This is a genomic window from Polluticoccus soli, assembly GCF_029269745.1.
GTDB lineage: Bacteria > Bacteroidota > Bacteroidia > Chitinophagales > Chitinophagaceae > Polluticoccus > Polluticoccus soli.
Window position 1 is genome coordinate 1174909 of record NZ_JARJHT010000002.1, and the last position, 16605, is coordinate 1191513.

General features: G+C 44.9%; 17 protein-coding genes. 6 read left to right on the plus strand and 11 right to left on the minus strand.

What is annotated here, in order from left to right; genetic code table 11:
- Nucleotides 1-3 precede the first annotated feature (3 nt).
- The gene (locus tag P2W83_RS16140) at nucleotides 4-573 is read right to left on the minus strand and encodes a hypothetical protein (protein ID WP_276134797.1); all 570 of its coding nucleotides are present in this window, start codon (nucleotides 571-573) and stop codon (nucleotides 4-6) included.
- Between the two features lie 78 nt (nucleotides 574-651).
- On the minus strand, nucleotides 652-1233 hold the full coding sequence (locus P2W83_RS16145; RefSeq protein WP_276134798.1) for a YqgE/AlgH family protein: 582 nt from the start codon (nucleotides 1231-1233) through the stop codon (nucleotides 652-654).
- Between the two features lie 144 nt (nucleotides 1234-1377).
- On the opposite strand from P2W83_RS16145, the gene P2W83_RS16150 reads away from it, so the two are divergent.
- Both P2W83_RS16150 and P2W83_RS16155 read left to right on the plus strand, forming a co-directional pair.
- Nucleotides 1378-2103 (plus strand): ZIP family metal transporter, encoded by a 726-nt coding sequence (locus P2W83_RS16150; protein ID WP_276134799.1) that lies wholly within the window; start codon nucleotides 1378-1380, stop codon nucleotides 2101-2103.
- A gap of 40 nt (nucleotides 2104-2143) precedes the next feature.
- A complete protein-coding gene (locus P2W83_RS16155) occupies nucleotides 2144-2986 on the plus strand; it encodes a TraB/GumN family protein (protein ID WP_276134818.1) in 843 nt (280 codons plus the stop codon).
- A 1-nt stretch (nucleotide 2987) separates the two neighbouring features.
- On the opposite strand, the gene P2W83_RS16160 is transcribed toward P2W83_RS16155, so the two are convergent.
- From P2W83_RS16160 to P2W83_RS16180, 5 genes are read right to left on the minus strand one after another with little or no spacing between them, the layout of a single operon-like run.
- Nucleotides 2988-3383, minus strand: a complete 396-nt coding sequence (locus P2W83_RS16160) for a response regulator (RefSeq protein ID WP_276134800.1) — start codon at nucleotides 3381-3383, stop codon at nucleotides 2988-2990.
- On the minus strand, nucleotides 3383-4477 hold the full coding sequence (locus P2W83_RS16165; RefSeq protein ID WP_276134801.1) for a hybrid sensor histidine kinase/response regulator: 1095 nt from the start codon (nucleotides 4475-4477) through the stop codon (nucleotides 3383-3385). Before P2W83_RS16165 ends, P2W83_RS16160 begins: the two co-directional genes overlap by 1 nt.
- A gap of 19 nt (nucleotides 4478-4496) precedes the next feature.
- A complete protein-coding gene (locus P2W83_RS16170) occupies nucleotides 4497-6644 on the minus strand; it encodes a sensor histidine kinase (RefSeq protein WP_276134802.1) in 2148 nt (715 codons plus the stop codon).
- Nucleotides 6634-7335, minus strand: a complete 702-nt coding sequence (locus tag P2W83_RS16175) for a hypothetical protein (RefSeq protein ID WP_276134803.1) — start codon at nucleotides 7333-7335, stop codon at nucleotides 6634-6636. Before P2W83_RS16175 ends, P2W83_RS16170 begins: the two co-directional genes overlap by 11 nt.
- A 10-nt stretch (nucleotides 7336-7345) precedes the next feature.
- Nucleotides 7346-9652 carry an Rv1355c family protein gene (locus P2W83_RS16180; RefSeq protein WP_276134804.1) on the minus strand — a complete coding sequence of 769 codons (2307 nt, stop codon included), beginning with the start codon at nucleotides 9650-9652 and terminating at the stop codon, nucleotides 7346-7348.
- Between the two features lie 151 nt (nucleotides 9653-9803).
- Between P2W83_RS16180 and P2W83_RS16185 the strand changes: the two genes are divergently transcribed.
- On the plus strand, nucleotides 9804-10268 hold the full coding sequence (locus tag P2W83_RS16185; protein ID WP_276134805.1) for a response regulator: 465 nt from the start codon (nucleotides 9804-9806) through the stop codon (nucleotides 10266-10268).
- A gap of 45 nt (nucleotides 10269-10313) precedes the next feature.
- Here the strand turns inward: P2W83_RS16185 and P2W83_RS16190 are convergent, their stop codons facing one another.
- Nucleotides 10314-11153: a DUF922 domain-containing protein gene (locus P2W83_RS16190; RefSeq protein ID WP_276134806.1), complete on the minus strand. Its 840-nt coding sequence runs from the start codon at nucleotides 11151-11153 to the stop codon at nucleotides 10314-10316.
- A 156-nt stretch (nucleotides 11154-11309) separates the two neighbouring features.
- Here P2W83_RS16190 and P2W83_RS16195 point away from each other — a divergent pair, with 156 nt between their 5' ends.
- Genes P2W83_RS16195 through P2W83_RS16205 form a run of 3 tightly spaced genes read left to right on the plus strand, consistent with a single transcriptional unit; the run spans nucleotide 11310 to nucleotide 14514 of the window.
- A complete protein-coding gene (locus P2W83_RS16195; protein ID WP_276134807.1) occupies nucleotides 11310-12089 on the plus strand; it encodes a glycosyltransferase family 2 protein in 780 nt (259 codons plus the stop codon).
- A 23-nt stretch (nucleotides 12090-12112) separates the two neighbouring features.
- Nucleotides 12113-12985 (plus strand): 23S rRNA pseudouridine(2604) synthase RluF, encoded by an 873-nt coding sequence (gene rluF, locus P2W83_RS16200; RefSeq protein WP_276134808.1) that lies wholly within the window; start codon nucleotides 12113-12115, stop codon nucleotides 12983-12985.
- 8 nt (nucleotides 12986-12993) lie between these two features.
- Nucleotides 12994-14514, plus strand: a complete 1521-nt coding sequence (locus P2W83_RS16205) for a glycosyltransferase family protein (protein ID WP_276134809.1) — start codon at nucleotides 12994-12996, stop codon at nucleotides 14512-14514.
- An 86-nt stretch (nucleotides 14515-14600) separates the two neighbouring features.
- Here the strand turns inward: P2W83_RS16205 and P2W83_RS16210 are convergent, their stop codons facing one another.
- The 3 genes from P2W83_RS16210 to P2W83_RS16220 all read right to left on the minus strand — a co-directional run bounded on the left by P2W83_RS16210 (nucleotide 14601) and on the right by P2W83_RS16220 (nucleotide 16427).
- Nucleotides 14601-15008: a hypothetical protein gene (locus P2W83_RS16210; protein ID WP_276134810.1), complete on the minus strand. Its 408-nt coding sequence runs from the start codon at nucleotides 15006-15008 to the stop codon at nucleotides 14601-14603.
- 4 nt (nucleotides 15009-15012) lie between these two features.
- Nucleotides 15013-15939 carry a hypothetical protein gene (locus tag P2W83_RS16215; RefSeq protein WP_276134811.1) on the minus strand — a complete coding sequence of 309 codons (927 nt, stop codon included), beginning with the start codon at nucleotides 15937-15939 and terminating at the stop codon, nucleotides 15013-15015.
- A 107-nt stretch (nucleotides 15940-16046) separates the two neighbouring features.
- Nucleotides 16047-16427: a hypothetical protein gene (locus tag P2W83_RS16220; RefSeq protein WP_276134812.1), complete on the minus strand. Its 381-nt coding sequence runs from the start codon at nucleotides 16425-16427 to the stop codon at nucleotides 16047-16049.
- Between the last annotated feature and the right edge of the window lie 178 nt (nucleotides 16428-16605).

The following is a 16605-nucleotide window of genomic DNA, read 5'->3' on the forward strand; positions in this document are numbered from 1 at the left end:
GTTTTACAAAAATCGGTATTCTACGCGTAATTCTTTGGTTGGACCTGCCTTAGCCCACTCAAATTCCTGAACGCTGATGATCTTTAACGGTATGTAAAACAATTTCTGGCTGAACTTACTCCATTGGCCATTCTTTGCGGTCTCGATGTATATAGAACGTACCTTATGCGACACATCGTCGGCCGAGATCTGCAGCTTGCGGGTAAATAAACCCTCTTCTTTTGCTTCGTAATAAAAGTTCTGCGTAGCCGTGGCATCATCGGCAAACGATGTAAAATCGTAACGGCCCAGGTATTTAGTATCGCTGATGTCTGTTTCGAAAAAAGTCTTGAACAAGGTGCCCCAGTCCATATCATAGGCTGATACAAAACTCGTGTCTGTTTTACCATCCAGGTAAACGATCTTCTGCAAGCCAAAAGGCTGACCGTGATAGATATCCCACTGGTCGGCAATAAACTGTTTTACTGAAAAATATCCCGGACCTTCTGCAGCCGGCTGCTTTGTCTTTGGCGCCTGGCAGGAAGTAAAAGCAAATAATAGAATAGTAATACCTAAAATAGACCTTAAAAACATAACCACGTTCGTTGCTGGCTAAATTAATAAACCTGATACGAACGTGGCTATATATTATTTATCCTAAAAGTATAAATCTTAGTTCAGCTGCGGGTTCAGTGGCATGTTGGCCAGGTATGAATACTCCTTACCCAACAAGCGTATAGCAGCCTTCCATATATTTTCAGGTTCTGTTTCAAAAAGAATCTGCGGGTTCAGGTCCGCAACCATCCACGAGCCTTCTTCCAACTCTTTCTCCAGCTGCCCAGGCGACCAGCCAGAATAACCTACGAATAGCTTTAAGTCTATTGGCTGGTATTCATTATTCTGGATCGATTCCTGCAGCGCCTCGTAGGAGCCACCCCAGTATACACCAGGTATGATCTCGTTACCACCATACGCCTCAGGCGAACGGTGCAGCATATGCAGCGTATCAAGCTGAACAGGGCCACCCTGATTAATATTCAGAAGTGGCGTATATAGTTCTGGCAACAGATCTCCCAATGTGAGATCGGTTGGCCTATTTAGTACAAATCCTACAGAACCTTCCTCGCCATGCTCGCACAGCAATATCACTGAACGGGCAAAATTAGGATCGGCCAGAAACGGCTCAGCTATCAATATCATCCCTGGCTTCAACTTCCTATTATTCGTCGGCTTACTTAAATTCAAAAATTCCATGACTTCTCATTTTACATTCACACTCGGTATACCTCAAAAAAGAACTATGCCTTGGCGAAGAAATGGGGAAATATGGTGGTTTTATTGCAATATCCTTAACATTAGTGTAATAGACGTAATTTTACGCCGCCGAAACGTGTACTTATGCAATTAACTTACAACCTTTTGCTCTTCGCCATCACCTTTGCGGGTGGCAGCATCCCATTGTGGACAAAAGGTATCGATGATAAGCGTATGCACCTGTTGCTGGCATTTTCGGGTTCTTTCCTGCTCAGTATTACCTTACTGCACTTGCTGCCGGAAACATTTGAAGAGCTAGGCTCAAAGGCAGGCGTATACCTGCTGGCCGGTTTCTTCATCCAGCTCCTGATACAACGTTTTACACACGGTATAGAACACGGTCACGTGCACCTGGAGCGCCACGAACATCACATTTCTTTAACACCCATATTATTGGGGCTTGGATTACACGCTTTTATGGAAGGTTTGCCACTCGGCTTTAATTACAGGCTGGATGCTACGGGACCTTCGCTATATATGGCTGTTGCTGCCCATAAGCTCCCCGAGGCTATGCTGGTGACAATGCTAACCATGGCAACTAAAAGTAGGGCGAGGGCAATGCTCGTACTGATCGGCTTCTCCCTTATTACTCCTATTGCAAGTAGCCTGGCAGTAGTGCTTGGAGAGAACTATTATGCCATGGCTCAGCTTGTAGCTGCGCTTGTGCCTATCGTTGCGGGCGCCTTTATTCATATCTCAACCACTATATTTTTTGAGAGTGGTACACGGCAGCATATGCTCACCTGGCAAAAGGTAATGGCCATGCTGATCGGGGTTGGCATAGGTTTGGCTACGCTAGTACTGGAATAAGTACATTTGTATCATGAAGATGTGGTCTAGACTGTTTTTAATGTTTGCCTGCGCATTCATTTGCTTGCCGGCATTCAGTAAACAGCAGAAAGGTAAATCGTTATTATGGCGTATTACCGGGAAGGACATGAAAAAACCCTCTTACTTATTCGGTACCATTCACCTGGTTTGCCCCGAAGATTATTTCTGGACCACCACGATGGAATCTACACTGAACAGCGCCGAAGTAGTTTGTTTTGAAATGGATCTGGATGCCCCTGATATTTTTTTGGAGGTAGCAAAAGGCATGATCAACAACGAGGAAAAGAAACTGAAGGACTATTTCAGCGACGAAGACTTTGCTGCGCTAAAAAAATACCTGACGGATAGCGTCGGGGTCGACATTGCAGTTTTCCAGATGATGAAACCGGTAGCCATCCAAACAATGCTTGCCGAACGTGCATTAGGTTGCCCGACTCCAGTATCATACGAGGCCAATATCATGCAAATAGCACAAAAAGAAAACAAGGAGATATTGGGACTGGAAACTCCGCGCGAGCAACTCGATCTGTTTGATAATCTGCCGGCTGAAGATGTTGCGAAAGATCTGCTGGATATGATCCATGGGAAGGATGATTCGAAAAACCAGTACATTAAGCTGGTAACCGCTTATAAGAAACAGGACCTTGTTGCTTTACACCGCCTCATCATGGAATCGAGCAAAAAGGACATGGACCTTGGTGGCTTCCTGGACGTAAGAAACGAGAAGTGGGTACCGCGGATGGTAGAAAGAATGGATCAGCAATCTGTATTTTTCGCTGTTGGCGCCGGCCATCTTTGGGGCGACAATGGAGTTATCGCACTGCTGCGTAAATCGGGCTACACCGTGGAGCCCATGAAATGATTTAATTATCCTCTAATACTGTAGCCATTGTTTTACCTGTCAATGGTTTATTCAAAAACTGTTTTACCGACGAATACCCCCTGACCTTCGCAATGTCATTTTCGTTGATAGACGATGAAAGCATGTAGATAACGTAATGCGATTTTGCGTCAAGAGGCAGTTGTTCAAACGACTCTACAAAATCAAACCCGTTCATCACGGGCATCTGGATATCTACAAAAACAATGGTCTTACCATTATGATTCGACAGGCCTTTGATATAATTAAGGGCATCAGTCACCAACTGAAACGTGTTAATACTTTCGTTTCGGCCGGTGTTCTGGATGATCTTCTCTGCGATAAAGCAATCCAGCTTACTGTCGTCAATAACAATAAAATGTAGCTTTTCTGGGTTCATTATTTACTAGGTAGCGTTACCTTAAATGTTGTTCCTTTATTAACCTCCGATTCCACTTCTATATTGCCGCTTACTTTGTTCAACGCATCTTTCACATTATACAATCCAAATCCCGACCCCAATTCATCATTGGCTGCGCGATAAAACATATTAAAAATCTGGCCAATGCTGACTTCGGGTATCCCTATGCCATTATCGCTCACAAATATATTAGCTGTTCCTTTACTAACCTCGATCTTTAATCTAACCACCTTATCTCCAGCCGTGTTTTTCTTCTGGTATTTAAACGCGTTAGATAATAAGTTGTTCAACACTATTTTAAGTGAGGTCTCATCAGAACGAAATGTTTCTTCCTGCTTTACCTCAGTCTCAAAGGCTACGTGCTCTACCCGGCTGGTGATCTCGAACATGTCACGCATGTCCTTCACAACCTGCGCGAAATTAACTTCCGCTATATTTAACTCACCTCGACGAATATTGTAGTAGTCATGTAGATTTTGGATGTAGGTATCCAGCTTCATCATGGCTTTCTCCATCATCGACAGCATGTCCTTGACCTCAGTAATATCATCGCTTTCTTCTGCCAGGTTGATGATACCTAGCACGCTGAGAATAGGACCACGCATATCGTGCGTAGCACTGTAGGCAAACTTATCGAGTTCGTTATAGGCTTTCTGCAGCTCCTCATTTTTCACCGCCAGCATCGAGGTTGTCACATAGAATTTATGCGCTTCATCGATAGCCGATTTTACATCTACGTCCGTCCACGGCTTCTTGATGTAACGGAAGATATGACCGCGGTTGATGGCATCGATCACCGATTCAATGTCGGTATAACCCGTGATCAGTATCCTTACGGGGTTGGGAAAATGCTCTCTTATCTCTTCGTAAAACTCTACACCTGTTTTATCGGGCATCCTCTGATCACAGAGGATCACGCTGATGTCGTTATTTTTTTCGAGGTGTTCGCGTGCTTCGGCTGTTGAATTGGCCACTAACACATTGTAGTCAAAACGGAAAGACGCCTTAAAACTGATGAGGTTATTCATCTCATCGTCTATATACAATACCTTTATTTTCTTCTGGGCGCTCAATACAACTAATTTACAACAATTACTGACTTATTGGTATTTCAATGATAAATTCAGTGCCCTCTCCTAAGGTTGAATTTAGTGTGATGGTTCCGTTGTGTTTTTTTATAGTGTTATAGGCGATAGACATACCCAAACCAGTTCCTTCGCCTACATCTTTTGTAGTAAAGAATGGCTCAAACAGACGCTTCTTGGTATTATCATCCATACCCGTACCATTATCGGCAATGGTGATGATAACGGTATTTTCAGTATTAGTGGTTGTCAGCGTTACCTTGCCACCGCTCTGTTCTTTGAACTTCGACTTGATAGCATGTATGCCGTTGGTAATGATGTTGAGGAAAACCTGGTTAAGCTTACCGGGATAGCATTCTACCATCGGGATATTGCCGTATTGCTTCTCTATGGTAATACGACCTTCCAACAAATTGTTGACAATAACAATGGTTGAATCAAGTCCTTCATTGATGCTTGCCTTTTTCAGATCGTCCTCATCGAGACGGGAGAAAATGCGCAACCCTTTAACGATCTCTGCCGTACGGCTTGATCCTTCGTTGATACCTTTCAGCAGGTGGTCTATCTCCACTTTCAAATAGTCGAAATCATATTCTTCTTTCAACTCGCCGATCTTACGCTTTTTGTCATCCAGTGAACCACCATCAAGCGTAATATTCTCAACCTGCTCTATCATGGTAAGCAGCATATCCACATCTCGTTTCAGCGGCTTTACGTTCGATGTAACGAAGTTGATCGGGTTATTGATCTCATGGGCAATACCGGCGGTAAGCTGACCGAGCGAGGCCATCTTTTCAGATTCTACCAGCTGCATTTCCGCTTCTTTCAGTTCCTGCAGCGTTTTATTGAGTTCCTGGTTAGATATTTTCAGCTCGTGCGTGCGCTCATTCACTTTGGTTTCCAGCATCACGTTCTGCTCTGCTATGATGCGTGCATTCTCTTCCAGCGCAGTCATGGCCTGCTCCTGCGATGCTTCTTTTTCCTGGCGGAGGATATTGATCTTGTCAGCCAGGGCAAATGACAGCAGGATAACTTCAAGTGCTGAACCTATCTGCAGCGCATAGTAGGTAAAGTTGTTATACGGAAGCACATTAAAGTTGCGCAGCACGAATACGATAACGCTGGCCAGGAAGATCACCCAGGCAATCATAAAGAACTTGGCAGGGCGATAACCTTTACGCGCAATGGTTGTACCTATCACCACCACAAACAGCGAAGCAACACCGGCATTGATCTGCACTATCTGTGCCGACTCGCGATACAGGCCAAGGAAGCCCATAACCAGTATCACTGCATACACGGCCATGAAAAAGTAAATACCCTTGTACAACTTGGGGGTATATGTCTTGACAGACATAAACACTTTCAGGAACTGCAGCGCAGTTACGCCCACCATCACCGGCACGATCACCATCATCAGGTTCGACAGGTAGGGAGAGTTTGGATAAAAGAAACGGGCGGCATATCCCTGGAGACAAGCCTGTGTTAACCCAACAAAAAATATGTAAGCTACATAGTAGAGGTATGTGCGGTCGCGAACGGTAAAGAATACGAACAGGTTGTAGAAGAACATTACCAGAATGATACCGGCATACAGACCAAATATCAGGTCACGATTGAGCAATGACTCGGATATTGTTTTATCGGTGCCAAGTGTAAGCGGTAATTGTAATTGCTCGTTTGCATAAACCTTCAGCAGGAACGTACGCGTTTCTCCCGGCGGTATGGATAGCTGAAAGATATAGTTCTGGTGTTTGTACACCCTGCGGTAATAGGGTTTGTACTCGCCGGTATTTAACACTGTATAGCGGCCATCGGGCAGCAGGCTATAAAAACTTACACTATCAACTGTTGGATAAGGCAATTCAAGCGCGAGCTTGTTATGCCATGTACCATTCTTTACCAACAGTTTTACCCAAACTGTAGATGAAGTCATCTCGAAGTTGGGCACATCCTGGGTACTTTGCTTAAAGGCATTGGAAGCCAACACCTGTTCCACTGTCATGCTATTGGTCTTATCCTCCAGCAGCAACACCTTGCTACCGACCTCTATATTCTTAGATTGGCTCGGAAAAGAAATGACCTCCTGCGCATTGGCCACATAGGAAAACAATAAAGACAGGAAAACAAAGGAGAAAAGTAGTCTACACTTCATGGCCAGTTGGTATTGCCAGTTCATATAAAATATCAAAAGGCCCTCTCCTGCCTTCTTCAGTTTTGATCTGGTTAGGGTTATCCCTTAATGATAATATTTCTGCTTTTTCATCGGCATGAGCCGTTTCGAGCAGGTTAACGTCCGGCAGCACCATTGCTGTGGCTACCAGGTCGTCTTTCGGGTAATAAAAGGTTCCGTTGTTGCCCATGAATGTGGCTATCTGGAAACCTGCTTTTTGCGCCATTTGTATCGTATACGCAGCACACAATGCAAACATAGATTTAATACCTATTTGCGGCGCTATGCTTACGGCTGTGCGGGTCAGGAATACGCTGCCTATACCCATGCCTGCAACCTCGCGCGAGTTCCAAAGGCCACACAATTCCGCAGTACCTTCTTTCGCATAATCCTTCACGATATCATGAACACTTTCATCAAGTTCGGTTACTGCTTTCTCAATAGGTAAAGGGTATTTGCCGCCGGCGATCTGTACGCGGGCACCACCCAGCACTTTCAGGGTTTCAGTGTCTTCAGCAACGATGACATAGGTATGAGGGTCCTGGAACCACTCGATGTTGGCAGACGTGATCATAGTAATGCCGAAATTCTTCAAGATCTTCATGTGACCTTCGACGAATTTCTGGCATGACTCAAGATCATCCACCGCCCTGAATACCCTAAGTTTGATCATTGTTTGCTCCTTAACCGAACGAAAGTACTTTTTCTACCGGCACCCTCAACGAGAGTTTCGGTTGTTCATCCGTCAGAAAAACCCTGAAAAGTAATATTTCTCCCGGTTTTTTATCAATAGAAAATAATCTCTGGAATTTTTTTCTCAGCTCTGCAAGCTCCTCGGCCATCTTTTTCGGGAACGCTTGAGTACCCTCATAATTAAGCCTGTTGAACAGGAACGTGGAGATACTCAATGGCTGGAAGGCAATATTTTCCTTTGTTGCGGCCAGCCACGCGCGTTCCACAGCACGTCCACCATCAAAGAAGTTGGACCTTCCAAATTCCGGCATGGTAATAAAACCAATGGCAGAGGCGGTCATCGCCGACTTCCTTGACATTCGTTCAAGCCCTGCTCCCCCGCCCCATTTATTCAGGTAATTGATCACGTCCCAGTTGCGCGCAATACTGAAACCTGCCCGCTCCGATGGTGTGAGGTCAAGCGTTTCGATATCAATCCCTTTTCTGAATTTTTGATTTTCTTCTTCGGTCCAGATTATTTCCGCCAGGAAGTCGATGTGACCACCTTCGTGCATTATCCGGATGCGGTCGGCTTTGGCTATGATATCGCTTATATCTTCCAGGTCGTTATCACTGGTCAGGAACTGAAGGTTAGCCCCGGGTACCGTTCTGGCAGCATCTACTATTTTTTGCAGGCGTGCACCCTCTATAGGCTGACGGGGCCTGAGCAAGCGATTAGCCTTGCGCTGGAAGATCACCTCAGACAAGTCGTCGACTGAATGAGCTTCAACTCCATCATGGGCATTTTTAAAGAAGCGGAATACCGCTATCAGGTAGCTTTCGTCACCAAGTGGCAGTTTATCGATTTTCACTTCCAGCCCCTGCTTGTGCGCCTGCAACACTAGGTTCTCTGTTGCTGCACCGAAGCCGATATAGGAACCCGTACTGTTGAAATCTACAAGGTGGGTGTCATATTCCCGGTTCTCAAAGAGGTACATAACACCGTCTACACATTTCCACTTCCATGGCTGTGAATTGCCGCCGGTCGGCGCTGTGATCGCTGCTGCTACAAGGCTTGTAGCATCTTCGTTACTCAGCTTCACCTGGCCCGGCATAGATGATACTGCAGCTTGTTTTATTAGTGCTGCTATTTCATCATCGCTGATGCCGGCCATAAACTCCGGAACATGCGGTTTCTCAGCAGGTTTCTTATCTGCAATAAGTTCCTCGATGTCTATGAAATACCTGCCCGATTCGTGGTATTGGTCAAGCAGTATCCGTCTGCACACATCGGCAGTGATACCACCGCCCAGCGCTACCGCGCTGGCTAGTTGCGGCCATGTAGTTATCGATTGGCCAATTTCGAGCATAGATGCTTTTGCACGTGTCGATATTGTTTCTGCGCCTGCGATCGGCAGCAGGTACGGCACTTTTTCTTCGTTTGTTTTCAGGTGCTTGATCCTGGAAACATCCAGGTGATCGATAGAGCCATGTAAAATGGGTCGGTCAGGCTGCAGATCAAAACGCTCTACATCGACAGTTCCCCTGTCGCTGGCTTCCATCACTACGGGTATCTGCGCAGCCTTTGCCTTTTGCCGGCACAGCACTTTGATATCCAACCCATCGCACTCGTCTATCAGGATATCCAGCTTGCCGCCTTCAGATATAAATTTATCGATATTTTCTTCAGTAATGCCATCGGGATAGCAAATAACTCGCAGGTATGGGTCGATCTCCGCTATTTCACGGGCTACAGCCACTACTTTTTTGACGCCCAGATTGTGCAGCCCCGTCCGGATACGATTGTAGTTGGTAAGTTCCAACATATCAAAATCTGCCAACCGCAGTTCACCGCATCCCCGCTCCATAGCCAGCGTAACCGACACTGATTGCCCAACAGAAAGACCAATAACGCCTATTTTCTTTTGCGCCAGGGTTTCGCGCTCTGTGTTTGTGATCTTGTATTGGTTTCGCGATGTGCGTACTTCAATGAATTCCTCTTCGTCAAGAATATGAACCAGCCGTTTGCTCCACGGATAATAGGCCCAGACACCGTATCGCTCTTTGGACATTCCGCCAAGGTGCTGTTCTATAAGCCGGTCGTAATCATTCGCTGACAATGTAACGGTAGCGTTACGGCTCTTTAATAGCTCTTTCAGCTGATCGGTTATCTCTTCAGATACGAAGACGTCGCCAACACTTATAATTTCGTCGAAACGGTGCTCATCCCCGGGCTTATCCAATCGTAAAAGCTCGGGTGCAGATACATCCTTTAGTTCTAATGCCCTCTCTCTTAAGCTATTGAATTTATCTAACATACATATAACATTTACACCCAAAGTGTGTATCTTCGTTCTCAGCTTAGCCTATCACCCCGAAAATAATAAATCGCGCGTAAATATATGACTGTCAGTTTTATTATTTAAATTGCGTACGGTTTTTTTGAAAAAATGTTGTTGACAGAGATTTATGCCTGAGAATAAAATCAATATATTATACGTAGATGATGAGGAGAACAACCTGATTTCATTTAAGGCCACGTTTCGCATCAAGTATAATGTTTCTACAGCCATAAGCGGCGAAGAGGCAAAGAAGATACTCGCAAGCAAGCCGATCGACATTATCATTACCGATCAGCGTATGCCGGGTATGACTGGAGTAGAATTCCTGGAATCGATCATTGACGATTATCCAGACCCCATGCGCATTCTTCTTACCGGCTATGCCGATATGAACGCCGTCATCGATGCGATCAACAAAGGAAAAATATTTCATTACCTCACCAAACCATGGAATGAGGAAGAACTGGAAGCCACCATACAACGCGCATACGATGTATACCGTATCAAGATGGATGAAAAAGAGCTGACCCAGAAGCTTGGTGTTACAAACGAGCAGTTGGAGTTTTTATTGAGACAACGCCTTTTATCATAAAAGAAAAAGTCCCGCTAGTGCGGGACTTTTTCTTTTACTTTTCTGTTATGAATCTTTCCATTTTTCCATTTGAGCCAGTTCCTGGGTTATCGCAGCTTCCCAACGATGCTGCGCATCATATATGAGCCCGTGATCGGTCTCATCTTCATAACGCTGCTGGCGATCCTGGTATTCCTGCTGCAGCTGCGCGTAGATACCTTTAAGCGTGGTGCGCAGGTTAGCAACATCTACGTTAACATTCGACATACGCTCACGCAGTTTGCGCGTGTACAGTTCGCACAGGTCAAAGTGACCTTGCTCGTGTGCGAGTATCTCCGCACCTTTTTCTTCCTCTCTTATCCATGATTTGCGGGTATAGAATGTATTGAACACATTCACCCTCAGATTCGGATTATTCTGGCTAACAGTATTGGTTTCAAAACCTATAGCGCAAAATGTAGCTGCAGCTATATTGTCTGACGAGTACGGCTGCACTGGTCCGCGAAAGTCGTCCCATGTCAGTCTCCTCTCAGGCGTCCACGTGAACTCCGTTTCGTAAACACGAGGATTCTCCGCCTTGTACAGCGTAGCTGTAATATGGTCGCAGAAATTGGCACTGCTGCGTGCCTTCATAGCATTTATCTTGATGATATTCGCTTTGGCTTTTTTCGCCATCTCTTTGGCCGAGGCAACAAGCTTAGAATAAGTGACCTGTTCACCCTGATTTCCCGCAACCTGGATGGTCTCCAGACGCTCGGCATAAACAGGCTCAGGATCGTTGGCCTGCAGCACTACAATATTCTTTTCTCCAAATATGCCCGGGGCAGCAAACAGTTTTCCAGGCACAGCACAAGTTGTCACCAAAAGGGTACATGCAAATACCCCAAATCTTACAGCACGATTCATTAACTTCTTTTTTTATTTGTGGGAATACATTAAAATTACGAAAAGCTCAGGAATAAACAGTGACCGGAGTCATCCTACGCTGTTAAAAGAAAAAGAATTCTTATTTAATCTATATATGGCAAGTAAACGTTAACGTTTACTTTTATCGCCAGCTTTATGACGCCCATTAGTGTAGTACTTATTACGTTCAACGAAGAACGAAACCTGGCTCGGTGTCTCGAGTCTGTAAAGCGCGTTGCCGACGAGATCATTGTTGTTGACAGCCTGTCGACAGATAACACTGTAGCTATCGCTGAAAGCTTCGGAGCTAAAGTGTACCATCAGCATTTCACCAATTACGTCGAGCAAAAAAAGATCGCCACACAGTACGCGAGCCATGACTGGGTTTTCTCAGTAGACGCAGACGAAGCCCTTTCGCCGGAGCTTGAGCAAAGCATTCAGCAGTTCAAAATGGCGTCGTATTCATTCAATGCTTATAAGATATCACGTATTACTAATTACTGCGGGCAATGGATAAAACACAGTGGATGGTACCCGGATCGCATTACTCGTTTATTCAATAAAACTGGAGGAGCGTGGCACGGTGGCTCGGTACACGAACATTGGGAGCTAAATGGGGAGCAGGCAAAGACCGGACAATTAAAAGGTCACTTGCTGCATTACAGCTTTAGCAGCATATCTGAGCATGTAAAAAAACTGGATAAGTATACAGAGCTGGGCGCACGAGATGCTGTGGATAGAGGAAAGGACTGCAGCGTGCTAAAACTGTTTGTCGGTCCGCGATGGAATTTTTTCCAGGCTTACATTCTGCAGCGTGGTATTCTGGATGGATATTATGGATATGTGATCTGTAAACTCCACGAGTATAGTAGCTTTGCCAAATACGCAAAGATCCGTCAGTATGCACGGATGAAGCGAAAAGGACAACACTATTGATCTAATTATTCTAATTGCCCATAATGCACACTCCCGAAGAACACATCAGCCTTAATAAATATATTAGCAGCACGGGCTTTTGCTCGCGGCGCGAAGCTGATAAACTGATAGAACAGGGACGGGTAAGCATAAACGGCAAGACCGTAAAAACTGGTGCCCGTGTAAAAGATCACGATTCGGTGGCGATAGATGGTGAGCCCGTGAAAGGCAGCAAAAAAGCACGCCCAGTATATATTGTCCTGAACAAGCCAGTGGGCGTTACTTCTACTACCGATCCTAAGGATAAGACCAACATCATCTATTTCCTGGATTATCCTAAGCGTATCTTTCCCATCGGACGGCTGGATAAGGATTCAGACGGCTTGATCTTACTGACCAACGATGGCGATATCGTTAACAAGATCCTTCGCGCCAGCAACAATCATGAGAAGGAATACATAGTATCGGTGAACAAACCTATCACTCCCGAGTTCGTCACCAGCATGAGTAACGGCATACCGATGTTGGGGACAGTAACGAACAAGTGCTATGTGAAGCAGGAAGGCAATAAACGATTCCGCATTATACTCACGCAAGGACTCAACCGTCAGATCAGGCGCATGTGCGAATACCTGGGCTACGATGTCATGAAGCTGACCCGCGTACGCGTAATGAATATTAAGCTGGAGGATCTTCCTTCTGGCAAATGGCGATACCTGACCAATCCTGAAATTGATAAGCTAAATGACCTTGTAGCGACATCGACAAAAACCGAAGTAGCGCCGACTACATCTACCGCTAGAAAAAAGGAAAGCAAACCCAAGCCAGCCAGCACAGAAACAAAACGACCGCAACACACTCCATCTAAAAAGAAAAGCAGCTTTAAGGAGTTCCGCAACAATAACAGAAAAAAATAACGGAACAAATGAAGCAGGCAGCCATAGGCACGTACGCGGAAACAGCTACCAAGAGCGCTTACTTGAATTTGCTGTTCCTTGGTCTTTTTGTAAATATTATCACAGCCTTCTTTAGCGTTGGCTACCATCATCCCGACGAGCATTTCCAAGTATTAGAGTTTGCCGGTTATAAGCTTGGCAACTCGACATTGTCCGAGATACCATGGGAGTATTCAGCAAAATGCCGTGCAGGTTTGTTGCCCTTTATAACTTTCTGCCTCGCAAAGTTTTTATCCATTCTCCATCTTTACGATCCATTTGCGATCGCGCTCATTTTGCGGCTGGTAATGGTTGCCTGCACATGGTACGTCACCGTTCTTCTAACACGAGAGTTCCTTCCCGAATTCACTACACGAACAGGCGGATTATTATATGTAGGCAGCAGTCTACTGCTTTGGTTCGTACCATACCTTAACGTACGATTCTCTTCAGAAAATGTGGCTCAGCTTTGCTTCTTCCTTGCAGTGCTCCAGATATATCGCAGCCTTGTACGTAAGGCAGGAAATAGCAGTTGGCAATTATTAGCCGCTGGTTTTTTGCTGGGAATATCGTTTTTCATCAGGTTGCAAATGGGTTTTGCACTGGTCGGATTAGGAATATGGATGCTTTTTGTACAAAAAGCTAAATGGCATTATTGGCTGTCATTATTTGTTGGCGGTTTTATTGCCATAGGCATGTGTGTCCTTATAGACCATTGGCTATATGGTGTGTGGACCTTTAGTCCCTACAATTATTTTGCAGTTAATATCCTGCAGGATAAAGCTTCGGAATTTGGAGTTTCTCCATGGTGGGAATACTTTACATATTTCACTCTTGCCGCACTACCCCCTATCAGCATTATTCTGTTAGTGGCATTTTTTGCCGGTATAGGCAAAACACTACGACATCCATTCAGTTTGCTCACAATAACATTTATTGCTGGCCACATGTTTGTTGCCCATAAAGAGCTGCGTTTTATCTTTCCCATGTTACCCGCATTTATTTTCCTTGCATGCATGGGAATAGACGGCTGGTTGCGACGGTATGAAGATAAAAGACTGTTTCGGATAGTTGGTGGATTTGCAATTGGCGTGAACTTTGTGATGCTGTTATTTCGCTGCGTAATGCCCGCATACGATGCTGTTAGCTATTACAGTTTCATTTATTCTTACGCTAAAAAACATAGAACGCAGTTTGTTTCGCAAGAACGATCCCCATACAACACGATAGATCTTGAGGCGAATTTTTACAAACCAAGGGGCCTGCGTAGCCTTACTGTTCAACAGGCAGCAGATTTAACTGCGATAGTGGACGACGATAAAAATGAATCGGTCCTATACTTGTCACGTGGTTTGCAGACGCCCAATGTAAAGGGGCTCCAGTTCAAAAGATTATTCTGCATTTTTCCCTCCTGGCTCATGGAGTTTAACCCAAACAATTGGCAGGAGCGTGCTAATATCTGGGTTATATATGGTGTCGAACAATCAGGCACGGTCAAAGGCCATAGCTAACCACATTCTGAACTTAATCATTGTTGCATAAAACAAAACTGGTGCAAGGTTTAGCCCTGCACCAGTCAATCTGTAAAAATGCTAAGTTATTGCGGCACGCTTTTAAATGTGAGTGTCTTGTCAACACTGGTGCCGTGATCTATAGCCACCGACAAGGTAATCTTTACATCGGTAGCAGACGACAGTGTATCCGTCCATGTTTTATTCACACTCAGCACATCTGCGTGCGCATGTTCTTCTACATTCATTAGCTCCTGGTTGTTGGCTGTATTCACCAACGTTAGCTTGTAGCCATGCATTTCGGTATTGAAATTGATATCAGCGTCTATAGTAACTGTTTCACCTTTTTTTACGATCTGCCCTTCTTTAGGACTGTTAAAGGTTACCACAAGATTTGCTGGATCTGCCACGACCTCATCGTCCTTATGACAAGAAGTTGCAAATAATGGAAGAATAGAAAGCAGAGATAGTTTGATGGTATTTGAAAAAGTCATTTGTCTAGTTTTTTAAAAAGATCAATAAGCCGGTTTCAAGTCGGTGTTTAGCGCGCACGTAGTCATCAGCAAAATGCTGGGCTACAGGCAGAGAATAGATAAGTCTCAGGCCGATGGCTTTATAGGCAACTTGCACACCTGCTGCCGCATAGCAGATATAGCCTCCGCTTTGCGTATTCAGCCATTTTTTTGAATAGTTGGTGTAATCGTGCATAGCATATTCATAGCGGATACTAAGTTGCGGCAATAGGACAAACTCGTTTTGCTCGAGGCGATAAAAACCAGTCAGGGCGCTGTTCAGGCGATTACCATATTTCAGATCATACTTGTTTGGAGTAGTAATGGTAAAGGAACCATCCAGGTTCAACCCAAGTTCATTATGGGATACGGTGTAGTTTACATTTGTAAGAATATCCCACGATCCTGAACCTGGTTGCAAATTGGGAATACCTGCTCTATCGAGATCGGTAATGCTGGTATACCTGCCCGTGGGCATCTTAAGACCTGCACCACCCTGCAGATAATGTTTCCATTCTCTTTCCTCATCATCCTTATTCAGTATACGAATATTGGCCAGAACAGAGGCGTCACCTACTCCATTGATAGAATACGTTCCAGTATCGCTTGTCCTTACGTTATATTGATAAGGCACGAAGCCGAACAACTGGATATTCTTAGCCGGTTGGTACCGGCCCCAAACTTGCATGGTGTTGTACGACTCTTGCGAAGTTTCGGTTTTGCTCGTTGCAAACAGCGGAGGAAAGCTGCTTTGAAAGCTTCTGTATTGGTACTGCAGACCTACAAAGTTGCCACCAAGTTGCGGGAGTATCCCCATATACTGATTACCAGCAGATGATCCACACACATCGCAGGCGATAGCTGGAAAGCCCATTACCAGGCTTGCCCAGATAATAACTAATGATCTGCTCACGAAAACAGATTTATGCAATTAGGATGCGCGATATGCGGCAGCCAATATGCTATCAATAATTTGATGGAATAGTTGTGTTCTCGCCGGTTTGCGAGATTTCAAATAAATCAGGCGGCAAATGCTGGTGGATGGAAGACGGAGTGCAGCACACTTTCAGTTGCAAAGTCGCTGTAGAAACCATTTTCGGCAGGCATTGCAGCTGGTAGTACATAGGCAAGCGTAATGCAATCGCATATAATGAAATCGATGGTGAGCTGAGAGGACTGCTCAGTCTTATTCTTTGATTGATCTTCTGAATTGCCAGTTTTAGCGAGTTGCTTTTTCAGGTAGCACTTGCCATGGCATCTCATCTGGGGCTTATCCCGATTCTCGCATAGTGTCTGGGAGACATAGCTCTTATTAACCTCGTACCAGGCCACTACGCCTAGTTTTACCAGGCATTGAAAGCTGAGGCTCAATAACAGCAGTATTGCGACTATGCGGAACATTGAGCGGCAAAGTTAGGATGAACACGATAGTTAACCAGAAAAACTTCTTAGTTAACTGCAGAATAACTTGAGAAGATGCATAAAAACAAAAACGCCGTTCAGAAAACTGAACGGCGTTAAAAGTAAAAGACCCCATCGAATGATGAGGTCTTTATAATAAATATGGCAGCTACCTACT

Excerpts from the sequence above, each read along its gene's own strand:
- P2W83_RS16140 (WP_276134797.1), bottom strand. The coding sequence starts at position 573 with ATGTTTTTAAGGTCTATTTTAGGTATTACTATTCTATTATTTGCTTTT.
- P2W83_RS16145 (WP_276134798.1), bottom strand. The coding sequence starts at position 1,233 with ATGGAATTTTTGAATTTAAGTAAGCCGACGAATAATAGGAAGTTGAAG.
- P2W83_RS16150 (WP_276134799.1), top strand. The coding sequence starts at position 1,378 with ATGCAATTAACTTACAACCTTTTGCTCTTCGCCATCACCTTTGCGGGT.
- P2W83_RS16155 (WP_276134818.1), top strand. The coding sequence starts at position 2,144 with ATGTTTGCCTGCGCATTCATTTGCTTGCCGGCATTCAGTAAACAGCAG.
- P2W83_RS16160 (WP_276134800.1), bottom strand. The coding sequence starts at position 3,383 with ATGAACCCAGAAAAGCTACATTTTATTGTTATTGACGACAGTAAGCTG.
- P2W83_RS16170 (WP_276134802.1), bottom strand. The coding sequence starts at position 6,644 with ATGAAGTGTAGACTACTTTTCTCCTTTGTTTTCCTGTCTTTATTGTTT.
- P2W83_RS16175 (WP_276134803.1), bottom strand. The coding sequence starts at position 7,335 with ATGATCAAACTTAGGGTATTCAGGGCGGTGGATGATCTTGAGTCATGC.
- P2W83_RS16180 (WP_276134804.1), bottom strand. The coding sequence starts at position 9,652 with ATGTTAGATAAATTCAATAGCTTAAGAGAGAGGGCATTAGAACTAAAG.
- P2W83_RS16185 (WP_276134805.1), top strand. The coding sequence starts at position 9,804 with ATGCCTGAGAATAAAATCAATATATTATACGTAGATGATGAGGAGAAC.
- P2W83_RS16190 (WP_276134806.1), bottom strand. The coding sequence starts at position 11,153 with ATGAATCGTGCTGTAAGATTTGGGGTATTTGCATGTACCCTTTTGGTG.
- P2W83_RS16195 (WP_276134807.1), top strand. The coding sequence starts at position 11,310 with ATGACGCCCATTAGTGTAGTACTTATTACGTTCAACGAAGAACGAAAC.
- rluF (WP_276134808.1), top strand. The coding sequence starts at position 12,113 with ATGCACACTCCCGAAGAACACATCAGCCTTAATAAATATATTAGCAGC.
- P2W83_RS16205 (WP_276134809.1), top strand. The coding sequence starts at position 12,994 with ATGAAGCAGGCAGCCATAGGCACGTACGCGGAAACAGCTACCAAGAGC.
- P2W83_RS16210 (WP_276134810.1), bottom strand. The coding sequence starts at position 15,008 with ATGACTTTTTCAAATACCATCAAACTATCTCTGCTTTCTATTCTTCCA.
- P2W83_RS16220 (WP_276134812.1), bottom strand. The coding sequence starts at position 16,427 with ATGTTCCGCATAGTCGCAATACTGCTGTTATTGAGCCTCAGCTTTCAA.